The 17897-nt window shown below is 46.0% G+C and carries 11 protein-coding genes and 1 pseudogene; 7 read left to right on the top strand and 5 right to left on the bottom strand.

Annotation, left to right across the window (positions count from 1 at the left end; genetic code table 11):
- The 3 genes and pseudogenes from AC438_RS16855 to AC438_RS13020 form a co-directional block, all read right to left on the bottom strand.
- Positions 1–143 (bottom strand): annotated as a pseudogene (locus tag AC438_RS16855) (IS3 family transposase); the annotation flags it as partial.
- 288 nt (positions 144–431) lie between these two features.
- Positions 432–923: an Lrp/AsnC family transcriptional regulator gene (locus AC438_RS13015; protein ID WP_053981702.1), complete on the bottom strand. Its 492-nt coding sequence runs from the start codon at positions 921–923 to the stop codon at positions 432–434.
- A gap of 202 nt (positions 924–1125) precedes the next feature.
- Positions 1126–2490, bottom strand: a complete 1365-nt coding sequence (locus AC438_RS13020; RefSeq protein ID WP_053981703.1) for an aminotransferase family protein — start codon at positions 2488–2490, stop codon at positions 1126–1128.
- Positions 2491–2965: 475 nt separating this feature from the next.
- On the opposite strand from AC438_RS13020, the gene AC438_RS13025 reads away from it, so the two are divergent.
- The 5 genes from AC438_RS13025 (at position 2966) to AC438_RS13045 (ending at position 11364) form a co-directional block, all read left to right on the top strand.
- Positions 2966–4180 carry a hydrolase gene (locus AC438_RS13025; protein ID WP_053981704.1) on the top strand — a complete coding sequence of 405 codons (1215 nt, stop codon included), beginning with the start codon at positions 2966–2968 and terminating at the stop codon, positions 4178–4180.
- 62 nt (positions 4181–4242) lie between these two features.
- On the top strand, positions 4243–5310 hold the full coding sequence (locus tag AC438_RS13030) for an arginine N-succinyltransferase (RefSeq protein ID WP_053981705.1): 1068 nt from the start codon (positions 4243–4245) through the stop codon (positions 5308–5310).
- A 52-nt stretch (positions 5311–5362) separates the two neighbouring features.
- Positions 5363–6859 carry a succinylglutamate-semialdehyde dehydrogenase gene (gene astD / locus AC438_RS13035; protein WP_238376392.1) on the top strand — a complete coding sequence of 499 codons (1497 nt, stop codon included), beginning with the start codon at positions 5363–5365 and terminating at the stop codon, positions 6857–6859.
- On the top strand, positions 6856–8238 hold the full coding sequence (astB, locus tag AC438_RS13040; protein ID WP_238376393.1) for an N-succinylarginine dihydrolase: 1383 nt from the start codon (positions 6856–6858) through the stop codon (positions 8236–8238). The genes astD and astB overlap by 4 nt, the downstream gene beginning before the upstream one ends.
- Before the next feature lie 735 nt (positions 8239–8973).
- On the top strand, positions 8974–11364 hold the full coding sequence (locus AC438_RS13045; protein ID WP_082354159.1) for a VolA/Pla-1 family phospholipase: 2391 nt from the start codon (positions 8974–8976) through the stop codon (positions 11362–11364).
- Positions 11365–11461: 97 nt separating this feature from the next.
- Here the strand turns inward: AC438_RS13045 and AC438_RS13050 are convergent, their stop codons facing one another.
- Positions 11462–11854, bottom strand: a complete 393-nt coding sequence (locus AC438_RS13050) for a hypothetical protein (RefSeq protein ID WP_053981707.1) — start codon at positions 11852–11854, stop codon at positions 11462–11464.
- Positions 11855–12059: 205 nt separating this feature from the next.
- On the opposite strand from AC438_RS13050, the gene rlmF reads away from it, so the two are divergent.
- Both rlmF and AC438_RS13060 read left to right on the top strand, forming a co-directional pair.
- Complete coding sequence (gene rlmF / locus AC438_RS13055) at positions 12060–12989, top strand: 23S rRNA (adenine(1618)-N(6))-methyltransferase RlmF (RefSeq protein WP_053981708.1); 930 nt, start codon at positions 12060–12062, stop codon at positions 12987–12989.
- Positions 12990–13278: 289 nt separating this feature from the next.
- Positions 13279–16761 carry a ligand-binding sensor domain-containing diguanylate cyclase gene (locus AC438_RS13060; RefSeq protein WP_053981709.1) on the top strand — a complete coding sequence of 1161 codons (3483 nt, stop codon included), beginning with the start codon at positions 13279–13281 and terminating at the stop codon, positions 16759–16761.
- Between the two features lie 11 nt (positions 16762–16772).
- Here AC438_RS13060 and AC438_RS13065 read toward each other — a convergent pair whose 3' ends face one another.
- Positions 16773–17837 carry an RluA family pseudouridine synthase gene (locus AC438_RS13065; RefSeq protein ID WP_053981710.1) on the bottom strand — a complete coding sequence of 355 codons (1065 nt, stop codon included), beginning with the start codon at positions 17835–17837 and terminating at the stop codon, positions 16773–16775.
- Positions 17838–17897 lie beyond the last annotated feature (60 nt).

Here is a 17897-nt window from a genome sequence, read left to right on the forward strand (position 1 = left end):
CGCGCAAATAAATCTAAAACGACAGCTAAATAAGTCCATTCCTCGCCCGTCCAAATATAGGTCACATCGGTACACCAGACTTTATTGGGGGCGTCGACATCAAACTCACGATTCAGGTGATTGCCTACGTCTACATGCTCCTTTTAGTAACTTGCAGGGACACTCACTCAAAAATTTGCATAATAATTAACCAATAATCGGGGACACCCCAAACAAAAAACTGTTAAATCAATAAGTTAGTATTCTCTGAATCTAAACCCAATCCACAAAGCCGCATCAGTGGATGTATGTAGGCCGTGTATCGGTATGATGGGGTGTCCTCAATTACTCTAATTACCCCTATATCGCGATTGCCAAGCCGTTAAGTGCTGAATTTGGCCTTGGCTGGCGCAAGCCGTAACCTAACCAAACAGAGCCAAGTTGCCCAGCCCTTAAAAGGCAAAATCGGGGTTTAAGGCGCGTAGGGGGTAGCCGCTAAAGTGTTTGCTTTGGCGCATCACAACATGTGTGCTGATGTTGCTAATAGAGGGGCATTCGCGAATGAGTTCGTCGGTCAGCTCAATGTAGCGGGTCATACTGGCGCAGGCAAAGCGAATAATAAAATCGCTGGCACCTGACACTGTGTATGCCTCTAAGACTTCGGGCATTTGATCGACAGCGTGCTCGAGCTGCCGGAAGCTATCGGGTGAATGACTGGACATCGACAGTGCGGCAATACACTGCAGTGGCGAGCAGAGTCGCTCGACATTGATGCTGGCGTGAAAGCTGTTGATCCAGCCGTTTTCAATTAAACGCTGCAGGCGTTGGTGGCAAGCACTCGGCGACAAGCTCACGGTTTCGGCGAGCTCGCGATTGGTGATACGCCCATCGCGCTGCACAGTATCGAGAATACGTAAATCTGTGCGATCAAAATGTTCAGACATCTTTATTGGCATAACGCATGGCGGCCCAAGATAATAGTAACGCTATTAATAAGGTGCATACGTTACATCATAATGCGGTATTTTTCATAATTTAAATATCGCATGCCGACCTAGGCCGCGCAACAAGGCACTGTGAGTGACACAGCGCCTGCCTCGCCCCCAACTTGAGCCTTATTGGGCCCGTCTTTAGGTGTCTTGTACCTTATTTAAGAGTGTCGAGTGAGCGCTCGATGGCTGACACTGCAGTATCTAGTTGCTCGCATGAAATGGTCAATGGCGGTGAAATAGCCAGTGTAGCCACCGAGGGCAATGGCCGTACAATCACGCCTAGCTCGCGTACTTTAGCAGCGGCTTGCTGAGCCCATTTTGCTTTGGGGTCGGGTAATTGACCGCGCTCTTTATCGGCAATGAGTTGTACGCCAGCCAATAAACCACGCCCGCGAATCTCACCTACTAGCGGGTGACCGGCAAGGGTGTCGTGCAGTTTTTGGTGTAAGTAGGCGCCGTTGGTACGCGCTTGCTCGACTAAGCCTTCGCGCTCGATGATTTCGATATTGGCTAAAGCCACCGCAGAGCCTACTGGGTGCCCACTATAAGTATAACCGTGTGCAAAGTTACCCAGTTTGGCCGAGCCTTCTTTGAGTACCTCCCAGATGGGGTCGCTGATAAAAGCCGCTGACATGGGGAAGTAACCGCTGGTTAACCCTTTGGCGGTACTGATCATATCCGGTTCTATGTTTAACTCGGTAGAGCCAAACCAGCTGCCTAAGCGGCCATAGCCACATACCACTTCATCGGCGATAAGTAAGATATCGTTAGCGCGTAACAACTTGCTCAATTGCGGGTAGTAATCGGCGGGCGGCTCAATAATGCCACCGGCGGCGTGGATGGGCTCGGCAATAAACGCGGCGATGTTATCGGCACCTTCGCGCTCGATAAGATCACTGACGTTTTGAATCAGGCGCGAGCAAAATTCTTGTTCGGTTTCGTTTTCGAGTCCGCGAGTATAAAAATGCGGGCAATCGGTACGCAATACAAAATCCATAGGCAGCGGGAAAGCTTTATGGAAGCCACCTAACCCGGTCAAGCTCGCGGTACTGATTGAGGTGCCGTGATAGGCTTGCTCGCGCGCAATGACTTTAACCTTGTTCACGTTGCCACGTAGGTGATGATAATGCCACGCAATTTTAACGAGGGTATCGTTGGCATCACTGCCGCCACTGCCAAAAAAGACTTTGCCCATGGCGCCGGGCGCATGGTGAATAAGCCTTTCGGCGAGGGCCACTTGCCAAGGGTTAGAGGCATTGCTAAAAGTATGGTAAAAACCTAATTGCTCGGCGCTGGTGGCCATAGCTTGGGCAAGCTCACTACGGCCATAGCCGGCATTCACACACCACAAGCCAGCCACGGCATCCAGATACTGACGGCCATCGGCATCAAAGACATCACAGCCTTTGCCAGAAACCATCATTTGGGGGCCATTTTCACACAACGCAGTGATAGAAGAGGCAGGGTGTAGGATCAACTTAGGATCCATGGCGATTAATTCACTCAGTGATTGTTTCATTGCGATCTCCTAGACCTACTTGGTTATTCAATAGTACAAATTATAGAGACAATCGACAAAATCAAATTCGAAACTCACCACCACTGAAAAAACTTTATCCGGTTAAAGCCTATAAAAATCCCCCTTCCTTCGATGACTAATCGCAATCTTGCCAAAAACGCCGCGCACCGCAAGAGCCATCACAACCCTACCGAATATTGTTCGACAAAGGCGTTCTAAAAGAAAAGCACATTCGGCTTGGCTATAGGCATAATTTTGTGACATACATCGATTCAGCGGATTGAGTACAGCACCTATTCGCTCGAATACACAGCCTAAGCTAAAGCATAAATCACTGTATCAACGGCAATCGCAATCATACTGTAATAATCATACGGTAACCAATGAGCACGTAAACTAAGCACCGCTAAGTGCCTGTTTATCAAGGGATTTACGCACCGCATTCACACTCACAAGGCATCACATTAATACACTTATGAATGAACAACAGCGCCAATTAATAGAGCCCATTAACGCCTGGCAAGATGCCATGCTCAAACACACCCTACAAGCGTGCAATATCAACTCCGGTTCGTATAACCGTGAAGGTATCGCTGATGTGATCACGTATTTTGATCAGTTATTTGCTGATATTTGCGATCAACAACAGCGCATTACTTTACCCCCGCTGCAATCGATTAATAACCAAGGGGATGTTTTAGAGCAGCATACCGCTGAAGTGGCGCTATACCACATTCGGCCAGAGGCGCCGATACAAATTTTATGTACTGGCCACACCGATACTGTGTTTCCTAAAGAATCTGCTTTTCAAACCTGCTGGCAAGAAGGCGACCGCTTGCGTGGCCCCGGTGTCGCCGATATGAAAGGCGGTTTGGTTGTGCTGTACCACGCTTTAAAAGCGATACATCAATCCCCTTTTGCCGAGCAATTAGGCTTTACCATTTTATTATCACCCGATGAAGAAATTGGCTCGCCGCGCTCTGCCGAGCATTTAGTACATTGGGCTAAAAAGTGCGATATCGGCATGGTGTACGAGCCGTCATTAGAAGACGGTACATTAGCCGGTGCACGCAAAGGCAGTGGCAACTTTGATGTTGTAGTACAAGGCAAAGCCACCCATGCAGGGCGCGACTTTTTTGGCGGCCGCAACGCTATTGTGGCCGCTGCCAATATCTCGCAGCAGCTCGCCGCGCTCAGTAATAAAGAGACAGGCATTACCGTAAACATTGGTCGTATTGACGGCGGTGGCCCGGTCAATGTAGTGCCCGATAATGCCGTGATCCGCTTTAATGTACGCATCGAGCAGCCAGAGCAACAACAACCCATACTCGAAGCTATACAGGCTGTTATCCAAAACACTGCCGCACAAAATGCTGTGACCGCCGAGCTGCATGGCCGCTTTGGCCGCCCACCTAAACCGATGGATGCCAAACATCAAGCGCTGTTTGAGCAGCTTAAACACTGCGGCGAATTAATGGGTATCCCTATTGGTTGGCGCAGCACGGGCGGCTGTTGTGAGGGTAATAATTTAGCTGCTGCCGGCCTACCGACTATCGATACGCTCGGCGTACGCGGAGGCGCCATTCACAGTGAAGATGAATTTATGTGCATCGACAGCTTTGTAGAGCGCGCGCAATTAAGTGCTTTATTAATGTCGCGCATGCCCGACTTTTTAAAGCCCAAAGCTTAATTTTAAAACAATAGCCCCTAAAAACCAGTCCCTAAGACCTAGCCGAGCCAATAAGGACCTTTATGTTAATTATTAGACCCGTAGCACAACGTGATTTAGAGGATTTATTACAGCTTGCGCACAAAGCCGGGCAAGGTATGACATCACTGCCGCCTTGCGCCGAGACGCTCCAGCGCACCATTAACAAGTCTCAAGCGAGCTTTGACTCACTCACGCCGCGCGCCGAAGATTACTTTTTGTTGGTGCTAGAGGATTTAGACATCCACAAAGTGGTGGGTACAGCCGCTATTTATGCTCGCACCGACTCAAAGCAGGCCTTTTATGCCTACCGCGTGATGCCGGCTATTCATTACTCGCACTCATTAGCCAAAGAAGTTCGCTCTGACGTGCTGCACTTAGCCAACGACTACACCGACTGCTCGGAAGTAGGCACCTTATTTGTTGACCCCGATTATCGCGGTAACGGCCACTGGCTCGCGAAAGCCCGCTATTTATTTATGGGCGTATTCCGAGAGCGCTTTCATAGCCATGTCGTTGCAGAGCTCAGAGGCTGGCTCGATGATCAAGGCAAAAGCCCTTTTTGGGATGCCATTGGCCAGCACTTTTTTGAAATGAGTTTTGATGAGGCAGACCGCTTGTGTGCCACAGGCACCAACCAGTTTATTACCGAGCTTATGCCCAAGCACCCTATTTATACCCGGCTTTTGTCCGAGCAGGCGCGCGCCGTGTTAGGCAAGCCTCATCAAGATGGGCGTCGCGCTTTACAGCTATTAGAAGATGAAGGTTTTGAGAACGAAAACTTTATCGATATTTTTGATGCCGGCCCTATGCTGCGCGCCAAAATTGATGGCTTAACCAGCGTTAAAGCCATTAAAAAAGGCGCCGCAGCGGCACCATCTTTAGCCACTGAAACAGCAGGCACGGCAACACCCGAGACGGCAACACTGGCGCCTCAAATTGTGATGAACGGGCGACTCAATGATCTACGCATTATCAAAACCCCCGTCACTTATGCTAATAGCAGCGACAGCACAACTAATAACGAGGCCACCATTGAGCTGGCCCCGTCGGCGCTAGATGCACTAGGCATTCAGGCGGGCGACCTTATTTACACCATTGACCGCTCTTAGAGCTTTTATCACTAGAGTGCTTTCAAACAGTGGCTATACAAGAGAATATACAATGAGCGATGTAATGCAAAAAAATAGCGACACACAAAATGCATGGGCACAAGGCTCTTACATTAACGGTACATGGCTTGACGGCTTAGGTCAGCCGCTGGCCTCACTAGACCCGGCAACCGGCGAGAGTGTTTGGCAGGGCCACAGCACCACTGACAGCCAAGTCACCGAGGCTGTTACCGCTGCCGCAGCAGCGCAAATACCCTGGCAAGCGCTAGGGCTTGATGCCAGAAAAGACATAATCGAGCGCTTTGCCGCCGAGCTTACCGCCGAAAAAAACCCGCTCGCCGAGCTTATTTGCCGCGAAACAGGTAAGCCCCACTGGGAGGCTTTAGCCGAAGTTGACGCCATGATCGGCAAAATTGCCATCAGTATTGATGCACAACACCAACGCGCAGGTAGCGCGCAGGCAGGCCAAACAGCCATTGCCCATCGCGCCCACGGTGTGATGGCGGTATTTGGGCCGTACAACTTCCCAGGGCATTTACCCAACGGCCACATTGTGCCGGCTTTATTGGCCGGTAATACCGTCGTTTTTAAGCCTAGCGAGCATACGCCTTTAACCGCCGCCTTTACCGTTGAGCTATGGTTGCGTGCCGGCTTGCCAAGCCGTGTTATTCAGCTTATTCAAGGCGAGCGCGAGACCGGTGCCGCCCTTGCCGCCGCCAAAATTGACGGCTTATTATTTACCGGCTCGTCGGCCACAGGTAAGCATTTACACCAGCAATTTGGTGGCCGCCCAGAAGTGCTTTTAGCCCTAGAAATGGGCGGTAATAACCCGCTCATTGCCAGCGATATCACCTCGATAAACACCGCCGCTCAGCACATTGTGAGCAGTGCTTTTATCAGCGCTGGGCAGCGCTGTACGTGCGCGCGCCGCCTTATTTTGGTCGAAAACAAAACCACAGATGCGCTCCTTGATGCCGTGTTAGCACTGGTCGATAAATTTATTATTGGCCCCTGGCAAGCAACACCAGCCCCTTTTTATGGCCCAGTCATTCACCCGCAAACGGCGACGCAATTACAACACGCGCAAACGCAATTGTTAGCGTTAGGCGGTAAAGCATTGCGCACTATGGCGCCTTTAGCTTTGGGCGAGTGCTTTCTTAGCCCCGCCGTAATTGACATGACAGACGCTAAGCCCGCGCCAGATATGGAGTGGTTTGGGCCACTCTTGCAAGTGTATCGCGTGGCCACCATCGATGACGCCATCCGCATGGCCAACAACACACAATATGGCCTAGCGGCAGGGTTGCTCAGCGATGACAAAAGCGAGCAAACTCAGTTTATGAATAGCATTCGCGCAGGCGTCATTAGCATCAACAAACCCACCGCAGGTGCATCGAGCCGCTTGCCCTTTGGCGGGATTGGTGCCAGCGGTAATCACCGCGCAAGCGCCTTTTATGCCGCCGATTATTGTGCATGGCCACAGGCGATGTCCATTGGTGATAACACCGACCAACAAGACATGCCGCCATTGCGAGGAATACAATCATGAATACCGTTGATAATATGAATACCCAAGATGTGCGCGAGGTTAACTTTGACGGCCTGATTGGCCCAACGCACAACTATAGCGGCCTGTCTTTTGGCAACCTGGCCTCGGCCCGTAATGCGCAATTGTGCTCTAACCCTCAAGCGGCAGCCTTGCAGGGCTTGGCCAAAATGCGACGGTTACTCACGCAAGGTTACACTCAAGGCTTTATGCCGCCACAGCAGCGCCCTCAACTAGAAACCATGCGCCAGCTGGGCTTTACCGGTAGTGACCAACAGATTATTAACCAGCTCTACAAACGCAACCCGCGCTTGCTATCGATGGTGTATTCGGCCTCGCCGATGTGGGCCGCTAATGCCGCGACCGTTACCCCTTCAACCGACAGTGGTGACGGCCTGGTGCACTTTACCCCAGCCAATCTATTAACCACGCCACATCGCGCCATGGAAGCGCAAGCCACCACACACAGTTTGCGCACCATCTTTAATAATGCCGAACACTTCAAAGTGCACGCGCCATTGCCGAGCAATAATTTATTTGCTGACGAAGGCGCGGCCAACCATTCGCGCCTGTGTCAGCACTATGGTGAGCGCGGCATAGCAATGTTTGCCTATGGCCGCGACGGTATTGACTCCGGCGATCAGCCCTCGCGCTTCCCTGCTCGCCAAACTCGCCTTGCCAGTGAGGCAGTGGCCCGCAGCCATGGCGTCAATGATGATTACGCACTGTTTTGCCGACAGCACCCCGTCGCCATCGATACCGGTGCTTTCCATAATGATGTCGTTGCCGTCGCCAACGGGCCGGTATTGTTCTTTCATCAATTGGCCTTTGCCACCGACGACTTTGCCACGATTAAGCAACAACTGGCCGAGCAGTTCGCGTTTATGCCTTTATCGGTCAACCACAAAGATGTGCCCTTAGAAGACGCCATTAAAAGCTATTTATTTAACAGCCAGCTATTGGCAGCACCTAATGGCGATATGACTAAAATGCATCTTATTGCGCCCTCTGAATGCGCCGAAAACACAGCGGTGAGCCGGTACTTAAATACACTCGTACAAGATGAAAAACAGCCCATTCGCACTATCGAGTTTGTTGATGTGCGCGAGAGCATGAGCAATGGCGGGGGTCCGGCTTGCTTGCGTTTACGTGTGGTCTTAAATGAACAGCAGCGCGCAGCCGTCAACCCAGCCTTTATGCTCACCGATGCCAAAATTACTGCCTTAGAGCAATGGGTTAAAAAGCATTACCGCGATAAACTATTACCGGATGATTTAGCTGACCCTAGCTTTTATACCGAATCATTAGAGGCGCTGAATGCACTGACTGACTTACTACAGTTAGAGAGCTTTTATCCATTTCAGCAGACCGGTACGCTGTAAATTAATACTCCCATCAATGCGCTTAAACGCATCACAACACATTATGGCTATAACATCAGCCATAATGTGTACATTAAAAATACTTGCAACACATCCGTTAAGTACTCACCGATCAGTGACTAGCTCCCCACTTGGCATCAAAACAATTATTGAGTCGCCCTATTCTTTATTGTTGCTGCCGTAATTTTTATTACTGTTGTTATTACCGTTGTTATTACTGCTGTAATTTGTGCTGTTGCCATTTTTGTTATTATGGCTATTCCTATTATTAATGCTATGTTGCATCATTTTTTTGTCGCATCATTAAACACTGCCTGCGTAGTGTTTAATGGCGTTTAGTTAAATAAATCTCGATTTATTATATTTTGTATAATTTTATACCCCTTACATCAAACACCTAATTACCCCTTATGCTTGTCGCTAACAATACTGAAATTTTTACATCGTCGGTAGCGCAAACTGCGTTCACTTACTGAGTGACCAGCCTATTACTTTCTTACCTCTTAAAAATTAAAGCGATTGACACCCAAGTTAATTATGATCTCGAAAGGTCAAAAGCTATACGCCATGCAGAATATTTTATTGCAAGATAATCATAATATTTTTTTGTTTTTTAAAAAACAGCTAGCAAAAATTAATGTATTAGGTTACGTTTATTCGACTTATAACACTGCGTTTTAGCCTATGGATATCACGCTAAAGCAAGTACTAACAAAGCATCAATCAGGCCAAATAATGAAAAACATAATATTGAGCATGTCTATTGCAAGTATCATAGGGTTAACCGCTTGTGGAAGTGGAAGCGGCGGAGGACAGGAAAGGACTGCTGACGATAATATCGTCTTCGAGCCTACTTCACGCATTGTATTTGACCCTTCTAATGGCGCTTTATCCATACCGAATGACTTACTGTTTCAAGGCACCACCGATGGCACACTCAATTTGCCTGTCGCTTCCATCGATGGAAGCGACCCGCAGGTTGCACTTAATGCACTAGATGGCTGGTCTACGGTCAACCCTTTTTCATTAAAAATTGATTTTCCTGATGGCAGGTCACTTGAAGCCAGCTCGGTCAGTGGTGGCGTCAAAATTTTTGAAGCGACCATGGGCGGTAGCGCCGATGATGAAGAGTGTAAAACGGTGGCCCGAGGGCTTGCTTGCAAAATCGTGGCCGAACTAACGCCAGGCGTTGATTTTATTGCCCAAAAAGCAGACGACGGTATCGCCGTTGTGCCTTTAAAACCTTTAAAGCCCGCCACCACTTACCTGCTCGCGCTTACCAACACGCTAAAAGATAATACCGGCGACTCAGTGGGCGCCTCTAGTACTTATGAAATTATGCGCTTAGATGTCAACACGCGGCCCTTAGCCGGTGCCGACGCTATTGCGTTACAAACAATGATCAATAGTTTTGAGAAAGCCGTTGTCACTAAAGGTGTTGAAGCAGACAGCCTTATTTACACCATGGCCATGACAACGCAATCGACCACCCAAGTACTTAATACAGTCAAAGGCTTAATGGCGGCACAGTTAGCTCAAGGGGGCTCACCACCGGCAATTAAAATCGAGCCTTCAACTGTGACAGTGAATGATGTATTTGTCTCGCAAGGCCGCGTATTACCCGAGCCACTGCAGGCACTTTATTCTACTGCGAATTACCATACCGGCGATATCACATTACCTTATTATTCAGCGATTCCTAGTGTGGCCAACCCACTCGCCCCCATCAATAGCTGGTGGCAAGCACGCTGCGACTCGGGCGCCATACTCGCGGGCCTAGCCGCACAAGATGCAACAACAATTCCAGAGGGCCCTTTAGATGATAATGATGCCTTTTGTATAGCGGCAGGTTTACGTGACTTGAGCAGTGCTGTCGCAGTAGACACCGAGCGTCATTTAACTAAATTTAACCCCATCCCCATGCCACAGGGTGATAGCGACAACCCTAATATCGCCCACCCTGGTGACATTAACGTGCAAATGACCACGCCTAAGGTATCAGCCGAAACAGATGCCGTACGTAACAGTTATGGGCTACCACCTTTAGTTGAGCCAGCAAATGGCTGGCCTGTTGTCATTTTGCAGCACGGCATTACCTCTAAAAAAGAAGACATGCTGGTAATGAGTGGCATTTTATCAACCTTTGGTTTTGCCACTGTCGCTATTGACCACCCATTACACGGCAGTCGCGGTTTCGACTTAGACCCATCAAAACCAGGCGATGAAATTAACGCCTCAACGGTATCAGCCACTCACTACATGAACTTAGGCAGCTTATTAACCACTCGCGATAACTTACGTCAAAGCACCTCTGACATACTGGGTTTGCGCTTAGGGCTCAATGCCGTAGAAGGTGCCAAAGTCGACACTTCAGAGGTACATTATCTAGGGCATTCACTGGGCGGCATTACCGGTATCAATTTTGTTGCTGTCGCCAATGCACCGGTCAACCCCGCCATAGATGATATGTTTAAAGTGACGGCTAATTCTTTGGCCATGCCCGGCATTATGGTTGCGTGGTTTTTATTAGAATCTGGAGGCTTTGGGGATATCATCAAATCAAATTTAGCTTTTGCACAATCAGAAGATTTTCAAAAATTTGTAGCCAGCCAATATACCGACCCTACCGAAGCTGAGCTAAAAAGTGCTTACCAAGCTTTTTATGATAGCTTAAATGCCGAGCAACAAGCTGGTTTTAACGGTATCTTTGCGCAGTTTATCTATGCCGCACAAACAGTGGTAGATTCGGGTGATCCCATCAACTATGCAGCTCAAATGGCGAGCACCAAGACACCCACTCATCTAATAGAAGTCGTGGGTGATGATGCCAATAATCTTTCTGACCAAGTAGTGCCTAATACTTTAACCGTTTCACCTATTGGCGGTACTGAGGGCGCTATTGCTCTACTAGGCTTACCAAGCGTTAGCACAACCACTGAAGGCTCAGGTGTTGTGCGGTTTTTAAATGGTCATCATAGCTCTATTTTATCGCCCACTACTCGCGCTGAATCGCCAGACCCAGCGCTAAGTAGCGACGCAACTCAAGAAATGCAATCACAAGTGGCTGCCTTTTTTGCCAGCAAAGGCCAAAAAATTACGGTCACCAATGAAGCCGTTGTAAAGTAAGTTATCGCCCATAGCGCATAAACTTACATATAAATTTAAAAGCCCTGTAACGATACGCTACAGGGCTTTTTTATCTCTGCTAGCACCGCTATGCTCTTTACAGTAATACGCTATGCTCGCGCCCCTGACAATGAAAAGCCGCGACTAGAGAATACTGCATAAAACTCGCGCAAGTCGTCAGATAATCTCTAATCCAATACTGTATCTGCTCGCTCATATCGGCATTATTGTCGGACAGCGTAAACTGGCACTCAATAACATAAGGAGCATCTTGCATTTTACTACTGTCAGTGACTACCACCGACAATGTTGCTACATCAGGAAACCACTCAAATAAAAGATACAGTGAATCATTTTGAATATTGCTCACGAGCAAGCTGCAAGCTTTTTCAATGCATTGCTCTATCGCTAACTTCAGTGCTAAGTGCTCTGAATGTGAGCATTTTGCATTGTGAATAAAAGGGGTACTTTGAGTCCACTGTAAAAGCATTACATTACCTACTGTTGATTGATTACATCAAAATATCGCACCTTACTGCTGCTTTAACCGTAAGACAAATACTCATTTAAGCGATGTTGGATAGCGGTTAAAAGTGATATACACTCCTTTCACGCCAGCCATGATCAACCCATGCCGTACACCCATACACGGTGTTATCTTCTTGTGTTTCATTTTTCAGTAAGTGCCCCTATTTGTGAATAACGATTCCCCCCAGTATCCACGAGGCTCGAATAAAGGCCTTCATCCGCGTAACCTTCACCGAAAGGGTTATGATTTTGCAGCGCTATGTACTGCGCACCCTCCACTGACAGATCATCTAATATGCACTGCATACGGTAATACAAGTATCAATTATGCCGACCCCGCAGCCGTCAAACACTTAAATACCGCTTTATTAATCGGCAGCTACGGTATTCGGCAGTGGGATATCCCCCAAGGCTTTTTATGCCCACCGATTCCTGGCCGAGTGGACTACATTCACTATGTTGCCGATCTATTAAAAGCAGATCACCCGACTAAAAAAACTTTTGCACTATTGGATGTTGGCACAGGTGCGAATGGCATTTATAGTTTATTAGCCAGTCAAGTCTATGGCTGGACATGCACCGCTAGCGACATAGATCCCCTAGCGCTCAGCAATGTCACAACGATATTAGTCAATAACCCCACTTTAGAGACTAAAGTAACACTGCGCTTACAAACGCAGAGATCAAAAATGTTTGCAGGTATAATATTACCTAACGAATATTATGACGTAACTGTCTGTAACCCACCCTTTCATGCTTCACTAGAAGAAGCACTCAAAGGTAGCCAAAGAAAAAATAAAAACCTTACCGCCAATCGTCAATCGAGCACAAACACCAAAGCCTCTACTCTCAATTTTGGTGGTCAACAGGCTGAGCTGTGGTGTAAAGGCGGCGAATCAAAATTTATTCGCATGATGATTAAAGAAAGTCTTTTGTTTGCTCATCAATGCCAGTGGTTTACAACTCTTGTATCAAAGGCCGATAACTTGGCACCAGCCAAAAAACTTTTATGCAAACAAAAAGCCGCTGAAATCAAAGAAATTGCCATGCATCAAGGCAATAAAATCACACGAATTTTGGCGTGGCGCTATCGCTGAAGTGAAATTTTATCTTGTAGGATATAAGAGCCCGATGGTTTTGTTTTACACAATAGTATATTATTGAATTCGTTATCAAATGGCGCGCTATATAGGCTTTTAGCAAAGATGATTTTAATTCTCGAAACCATTAACCACGTGAAATCAAGGACGCCCCTCTGGGGTATATGCGATGGATAGTTGTTTATGCATTAACGGACCAAAGCAGCTTAATAGTTGAGTATTGCCCATTAATACACTGAATAAGATTGGTTAGGCATAGACATTTTTTGCTGACTCATAGTTAATCATGGAATATAAAAATTTTATAGTGAATAAAAATTATTTATTTGTACCTTATCGTTTGCGAGCGGTAAGCTGTATACTAGCCACCCTTATCTATATTTTAATCACCCTACAGTTATTAGCTATTAGCCAAGAAAGTATTAGTCAACAAGCTATTAACCAAAAAACGACAGATGGCCTTGCCTCTACAACCTCTACAGGAAGCTTGCGCTCGCTGCATAATGACACTGTACGGCTCAAAAGTTATGGCGGTACACAGTTAGATATGATTGGGGAAGTTACCGATATCATTCAAGATCCGACAGGATTTATTTGGGTGTCAGGTAAAAACGGTTTAGCGCGCTGGGATGGCTACCAGACTAAAATTTACCAGCACAAATCTATCGATCCCACATCACTGTCAACCAATTCTTTAAATGATTTACTGATTGACTCACAAGGCGTGCTATGGGTAGCCAGCTTTTGGGGGCTTAATCGCTATAATGCCAGCACAGATCGCTTTGAACGCTTTTTACATGATAAAAATAATGATCGTAGCCTAAGCCATAACGCCATTGTGGCGCTATTAGAAGATCGTAAAGGTCATTTATGGGTGGCTAGCAATGGCGGCGGCTTAATGCGCTTTAATCAAGCCACGCAAGATTTTGACCGATTTAAAGCCGAACCGGGTAACCCAGCATCCATTAGTGATAATATTATTATTAACTTAGCTGAAGATACTAACGGGTATTTATGGTTAGCTATTAAGAATATAGGTGTCGATATCTTTGACACTCAAAAAAAACAAGTCATCGAGCGCTTTGTACACCACCCAAATGACCCCTCAACATTAAGTAATAACTTCCCAAGCACTATCGCAAGAGATGCTCATGGCGTTATGTGGGTCGGTACTAACTGGGGCTTAAATCGCTATTTAGGTCAGGGGCAATTTAAACGCTATATGCCAGATAAAAGTGAGTATAGTTTGATTGCGGGAAGAATTCAAAAAATACTCTGCCTAACTAATGGCGAATTATGGCTAGCAACAGGTAACAACGGCATTGCACGCTACAACCCTAAGACCGATAATTTTAACGCCTACTTACACGCCAAAGAAGGGCGCAACATTATTGTTGGCACACTTTACCAAGATGCCAGTGAAGGTATTTGGCTAGGGTTTTCACCTGCCGGTGTTGCGCGCATTGATCGTTATTCTAACGCTATTTTAAACTACCAACATGAGCCTGGGAATGACAACAGTTTAAGCAATACCGATGTCACCTCTATTGCCGAAGATAAAGCAAATAATTTATGGATAGGTACACGACATGGCTTAAATTATTTTGATCGTCATAAAAATATTATATTGCGCCATAAGGATAATAAAGATCATTTTTTTTCACGAACGATCAGTGCTTTATTACTTGACGATAACGATTTATGGATAGGCAGCATAGGTGGCGGTTTAAGGCGCTACAACCTTAAAACACAAGTCTTTCAGGAATTTGTATCTGAATACGGCAACCCTTTTAGCCTGTCACATCAAGATGTATGGACACTGGAAAAAAGCACTGAGGGTGATATATGGGCCGGTAATGGCGAGGGCGGCGTTAGTCGTTTTAATACTGCACGCAATGACTTTACACAATATTTTTTTAAGCCAGAGCACGACGCCATTGCTGCTCCGGCACTAGATTTTCAATTTGATCATCGAGGTGATTTATGGATAGCCTCTGATGATGGGCTTTTTAGATTAACTAAAGATTATCAAGCATTCGATAAAAAAAATACCGAATCTCGAGAGCTAGCGAAATATGATTTTTTTGAGCTGGCAGGACATACTAAAGGAAGTGTCATTAATTTGCGAATGCCCATTGTATTAGTTGTTGTAGAGGATTCTAATAAACGCCTATGGATTGGTACCGAAGGCGATGGCTTACATTATTGGGATAAAAACAGTAATACAACAGGCGCCTACCGCATGCGCGATGGCCTAGTACACAATACCATAGAGTCGATTGTTGAAGATGATAATGGTGATATTTGGGTGGCCACGGGTGGTGGTATTTCACGCCTTAACCCCCACACACACCACATTAAAAACTTTACAACTGATAACGGCTTGCCGAGTAATATTTTTTCTTCTACAGCGGGTCTAAAGACGCACAGCGGTGAAGTGGCTTTTGGTAGTACAGAGGGCTTGATTATTATTAATCCTAAAAAAGTATTTACCAATAATTATATCGCTCCACTTGTGATGACCGGATTTAAATTATTTAATCAGGAAGTCTTAGTCACGCCCCCTAAAATTGATGTTAGCCAGTTTGAGCAGCAGAGTACGATCGATGATTATAAGGCAAATGTAAAAGATAAAGAGCGCTTAATATCTGATTTCACTTTAGCACAATCAATCATCCAAACAAAAGAAATCACGTTAGAATACGATCAAACTGTGATGACTTTTGAATTTGCCTTACTGAACTATGATGTTCCCGATAAAAATGAATACGCCTATAAGTTAGAAGGTTTTGATGATGACTGGACCTTTTCAGGATCAAGACGTTCAGCAGGCTATACGAATCTTGATTCTGGCCGTTATTTACTACGGGTTAAAGCCGCTAATAACGAAGGGATATGGCTAGATAACGAACTGACAATAAAACTGACTATTTTGCCGCCTTGGTGGGCAACTTGGTGGACTTACTTATTGTGTGTGTGTGTTGGGCTACTCTTAATTATTATTTTTTTGTATGGCCAATATACTAAGCGTAAATCTTTAGAGGCTAAAATTTCTGAGCGCACAAAAGAGCTAGAATTAAAAAATAATGAGCTACGAATAGCTTATAGAGTGATGGAAGAAGCCAGCTTTAGCGACCCTTTAACAGGCCTTAAAAATAGGCGATATTTTTATAATACAATAGACGCTGATATTTCTAAATCATTACGCTGCCACTACCTTAAAAATGAACAACAAGATACTAGCGCTACAGATAAAAATCTTATATTTTATCTGGTTGATATTGACCATTTTAAATCAGTCAATGATACTTATGGCCATAATAATGGTGATATTGTACTTAAACAAATAGCTAAGGTATTAATCAAATTTTGTCGCGGATCTGACTTAGTTATTCGATGGGGAGGTGAAGAATTTTTAATTGTATCGCGCTATGTATGCCCGGAACATGCCGGTGTATTAGCCGAGAAAATAAGAACAGCACTTTCGAATGAATTATTTGAATTAGACACCAAAGAAACTATCACACGCACATGCTCGATTGGCTACGCTTGCTTTCCTTTTGATGCAAATTCACCAGATGCTATTAATTTAGAACAAACCATATCTATTGCCGACTGGTGCTTATACCGCTCAAAACATAATGGCCGAAATCGCTGGACAGGTATAAAGCAAAAAAATGCAATCATCCAAGACGGTGATACTTTTATTAATTATTTGGATATTTACGAAGCCAAGGGTGAGATTGAGCTGGATACTTTCGGCGGCTAGATGATGAGATATCAGCCTATAAAACGCTGCCAAGCAATAGGGTAATCTTCGTCTTTTAAAATAAGCTGTTGCACTGAGCCCTCTTGGTTGTCAATGATCCCTTGCTGAGCATGCACTTTTTGTTTTTGATGTACCTTCACTTCTTGCCGCCGCTCAGGCAGCCCCTGTAGCTGCGCACTGCACGCTACGAGCAAGTGGTGATCAGTCAGTAACATTTGCTCATCGGCTTCGGTGGTGGCATCGCGTAATCTTTTTAAATAATAGCTGCCATCATGGGCATAAATTTTATCGCCGACAATAGGGTGGCCCAAATGAGCCAACTGAGCACGTATTTGATGCTTGCGCCCAGTTTGTAATTCACACGCAACAACAGAAAACACTTGATCATAACGACCATTGCCAGTGGCTGCAGTGAATGACTTAAGCACTGTAAAATGCGTAGTGCTGAGTTTACCCAGTTTTTGCCCGGGCTGAGCCACTGAGTGCTCGGGCGTGCAGTACATTTTACAGCGTATAGGGCTATGCGCTTGGGTGGCCAAACGGCAGGTGAATGTATACTTACGCCACACAGGTTTACCCCATACGACGGCTTGGTAAATTTTTTTTTGCAAAAGGCTTTTAAGCTGTGGTTGCCAAACTCGTGTACTGAGTTTATTTTTAGCAAAAAGTACTAAGCCGGCCGTCTCCAAGTCTAGTCGGTGAAGCGGCTGGGCTTCGGGTAAATGTAAATCGCGGCGCACCAACGCTGTTAATGTATTATAAATATTGCGTGTTGTGCGTTGCACTGGCAAATTAGCCGGCTTATGCACAACTAATAATGCTTCGTTTTGCCAGTATAGGCGCCACTGCGTATTGACCGTAGGCTCGGAATATTGATGTAAACTAAACGCAACCACATCACCAGCTTTTAACAGTGGGTTTCCTATAACTGGCAGGCCTTGTAGGGTAACCGTATCGGCAACCAGTACCTGAGACCAACTTTTTTTGACAAAAAAAGGAAACTGTAAATCTAAAAAATCGTAGAGCGTCATTGCTTGCTGCTTGGGTGTGACGTGCATTAAAAAAGAGGTCTGCATTGATGACAGCTACTGTTATAAAGAAAAACCAAAGGATACAGGTTTTTAGGCTGTTTAGGG

Origin of the sequence: Marinagarivorans algicola (assembly GCF_001292705.1) — a bacterium.
Lineage (GTDB): Bacteria > Pseudomonadota > Gammaproteobacteria > Pseudomonadales > Cellvibrionaceae > Marinagarivorans > Marinagarivorans algicola.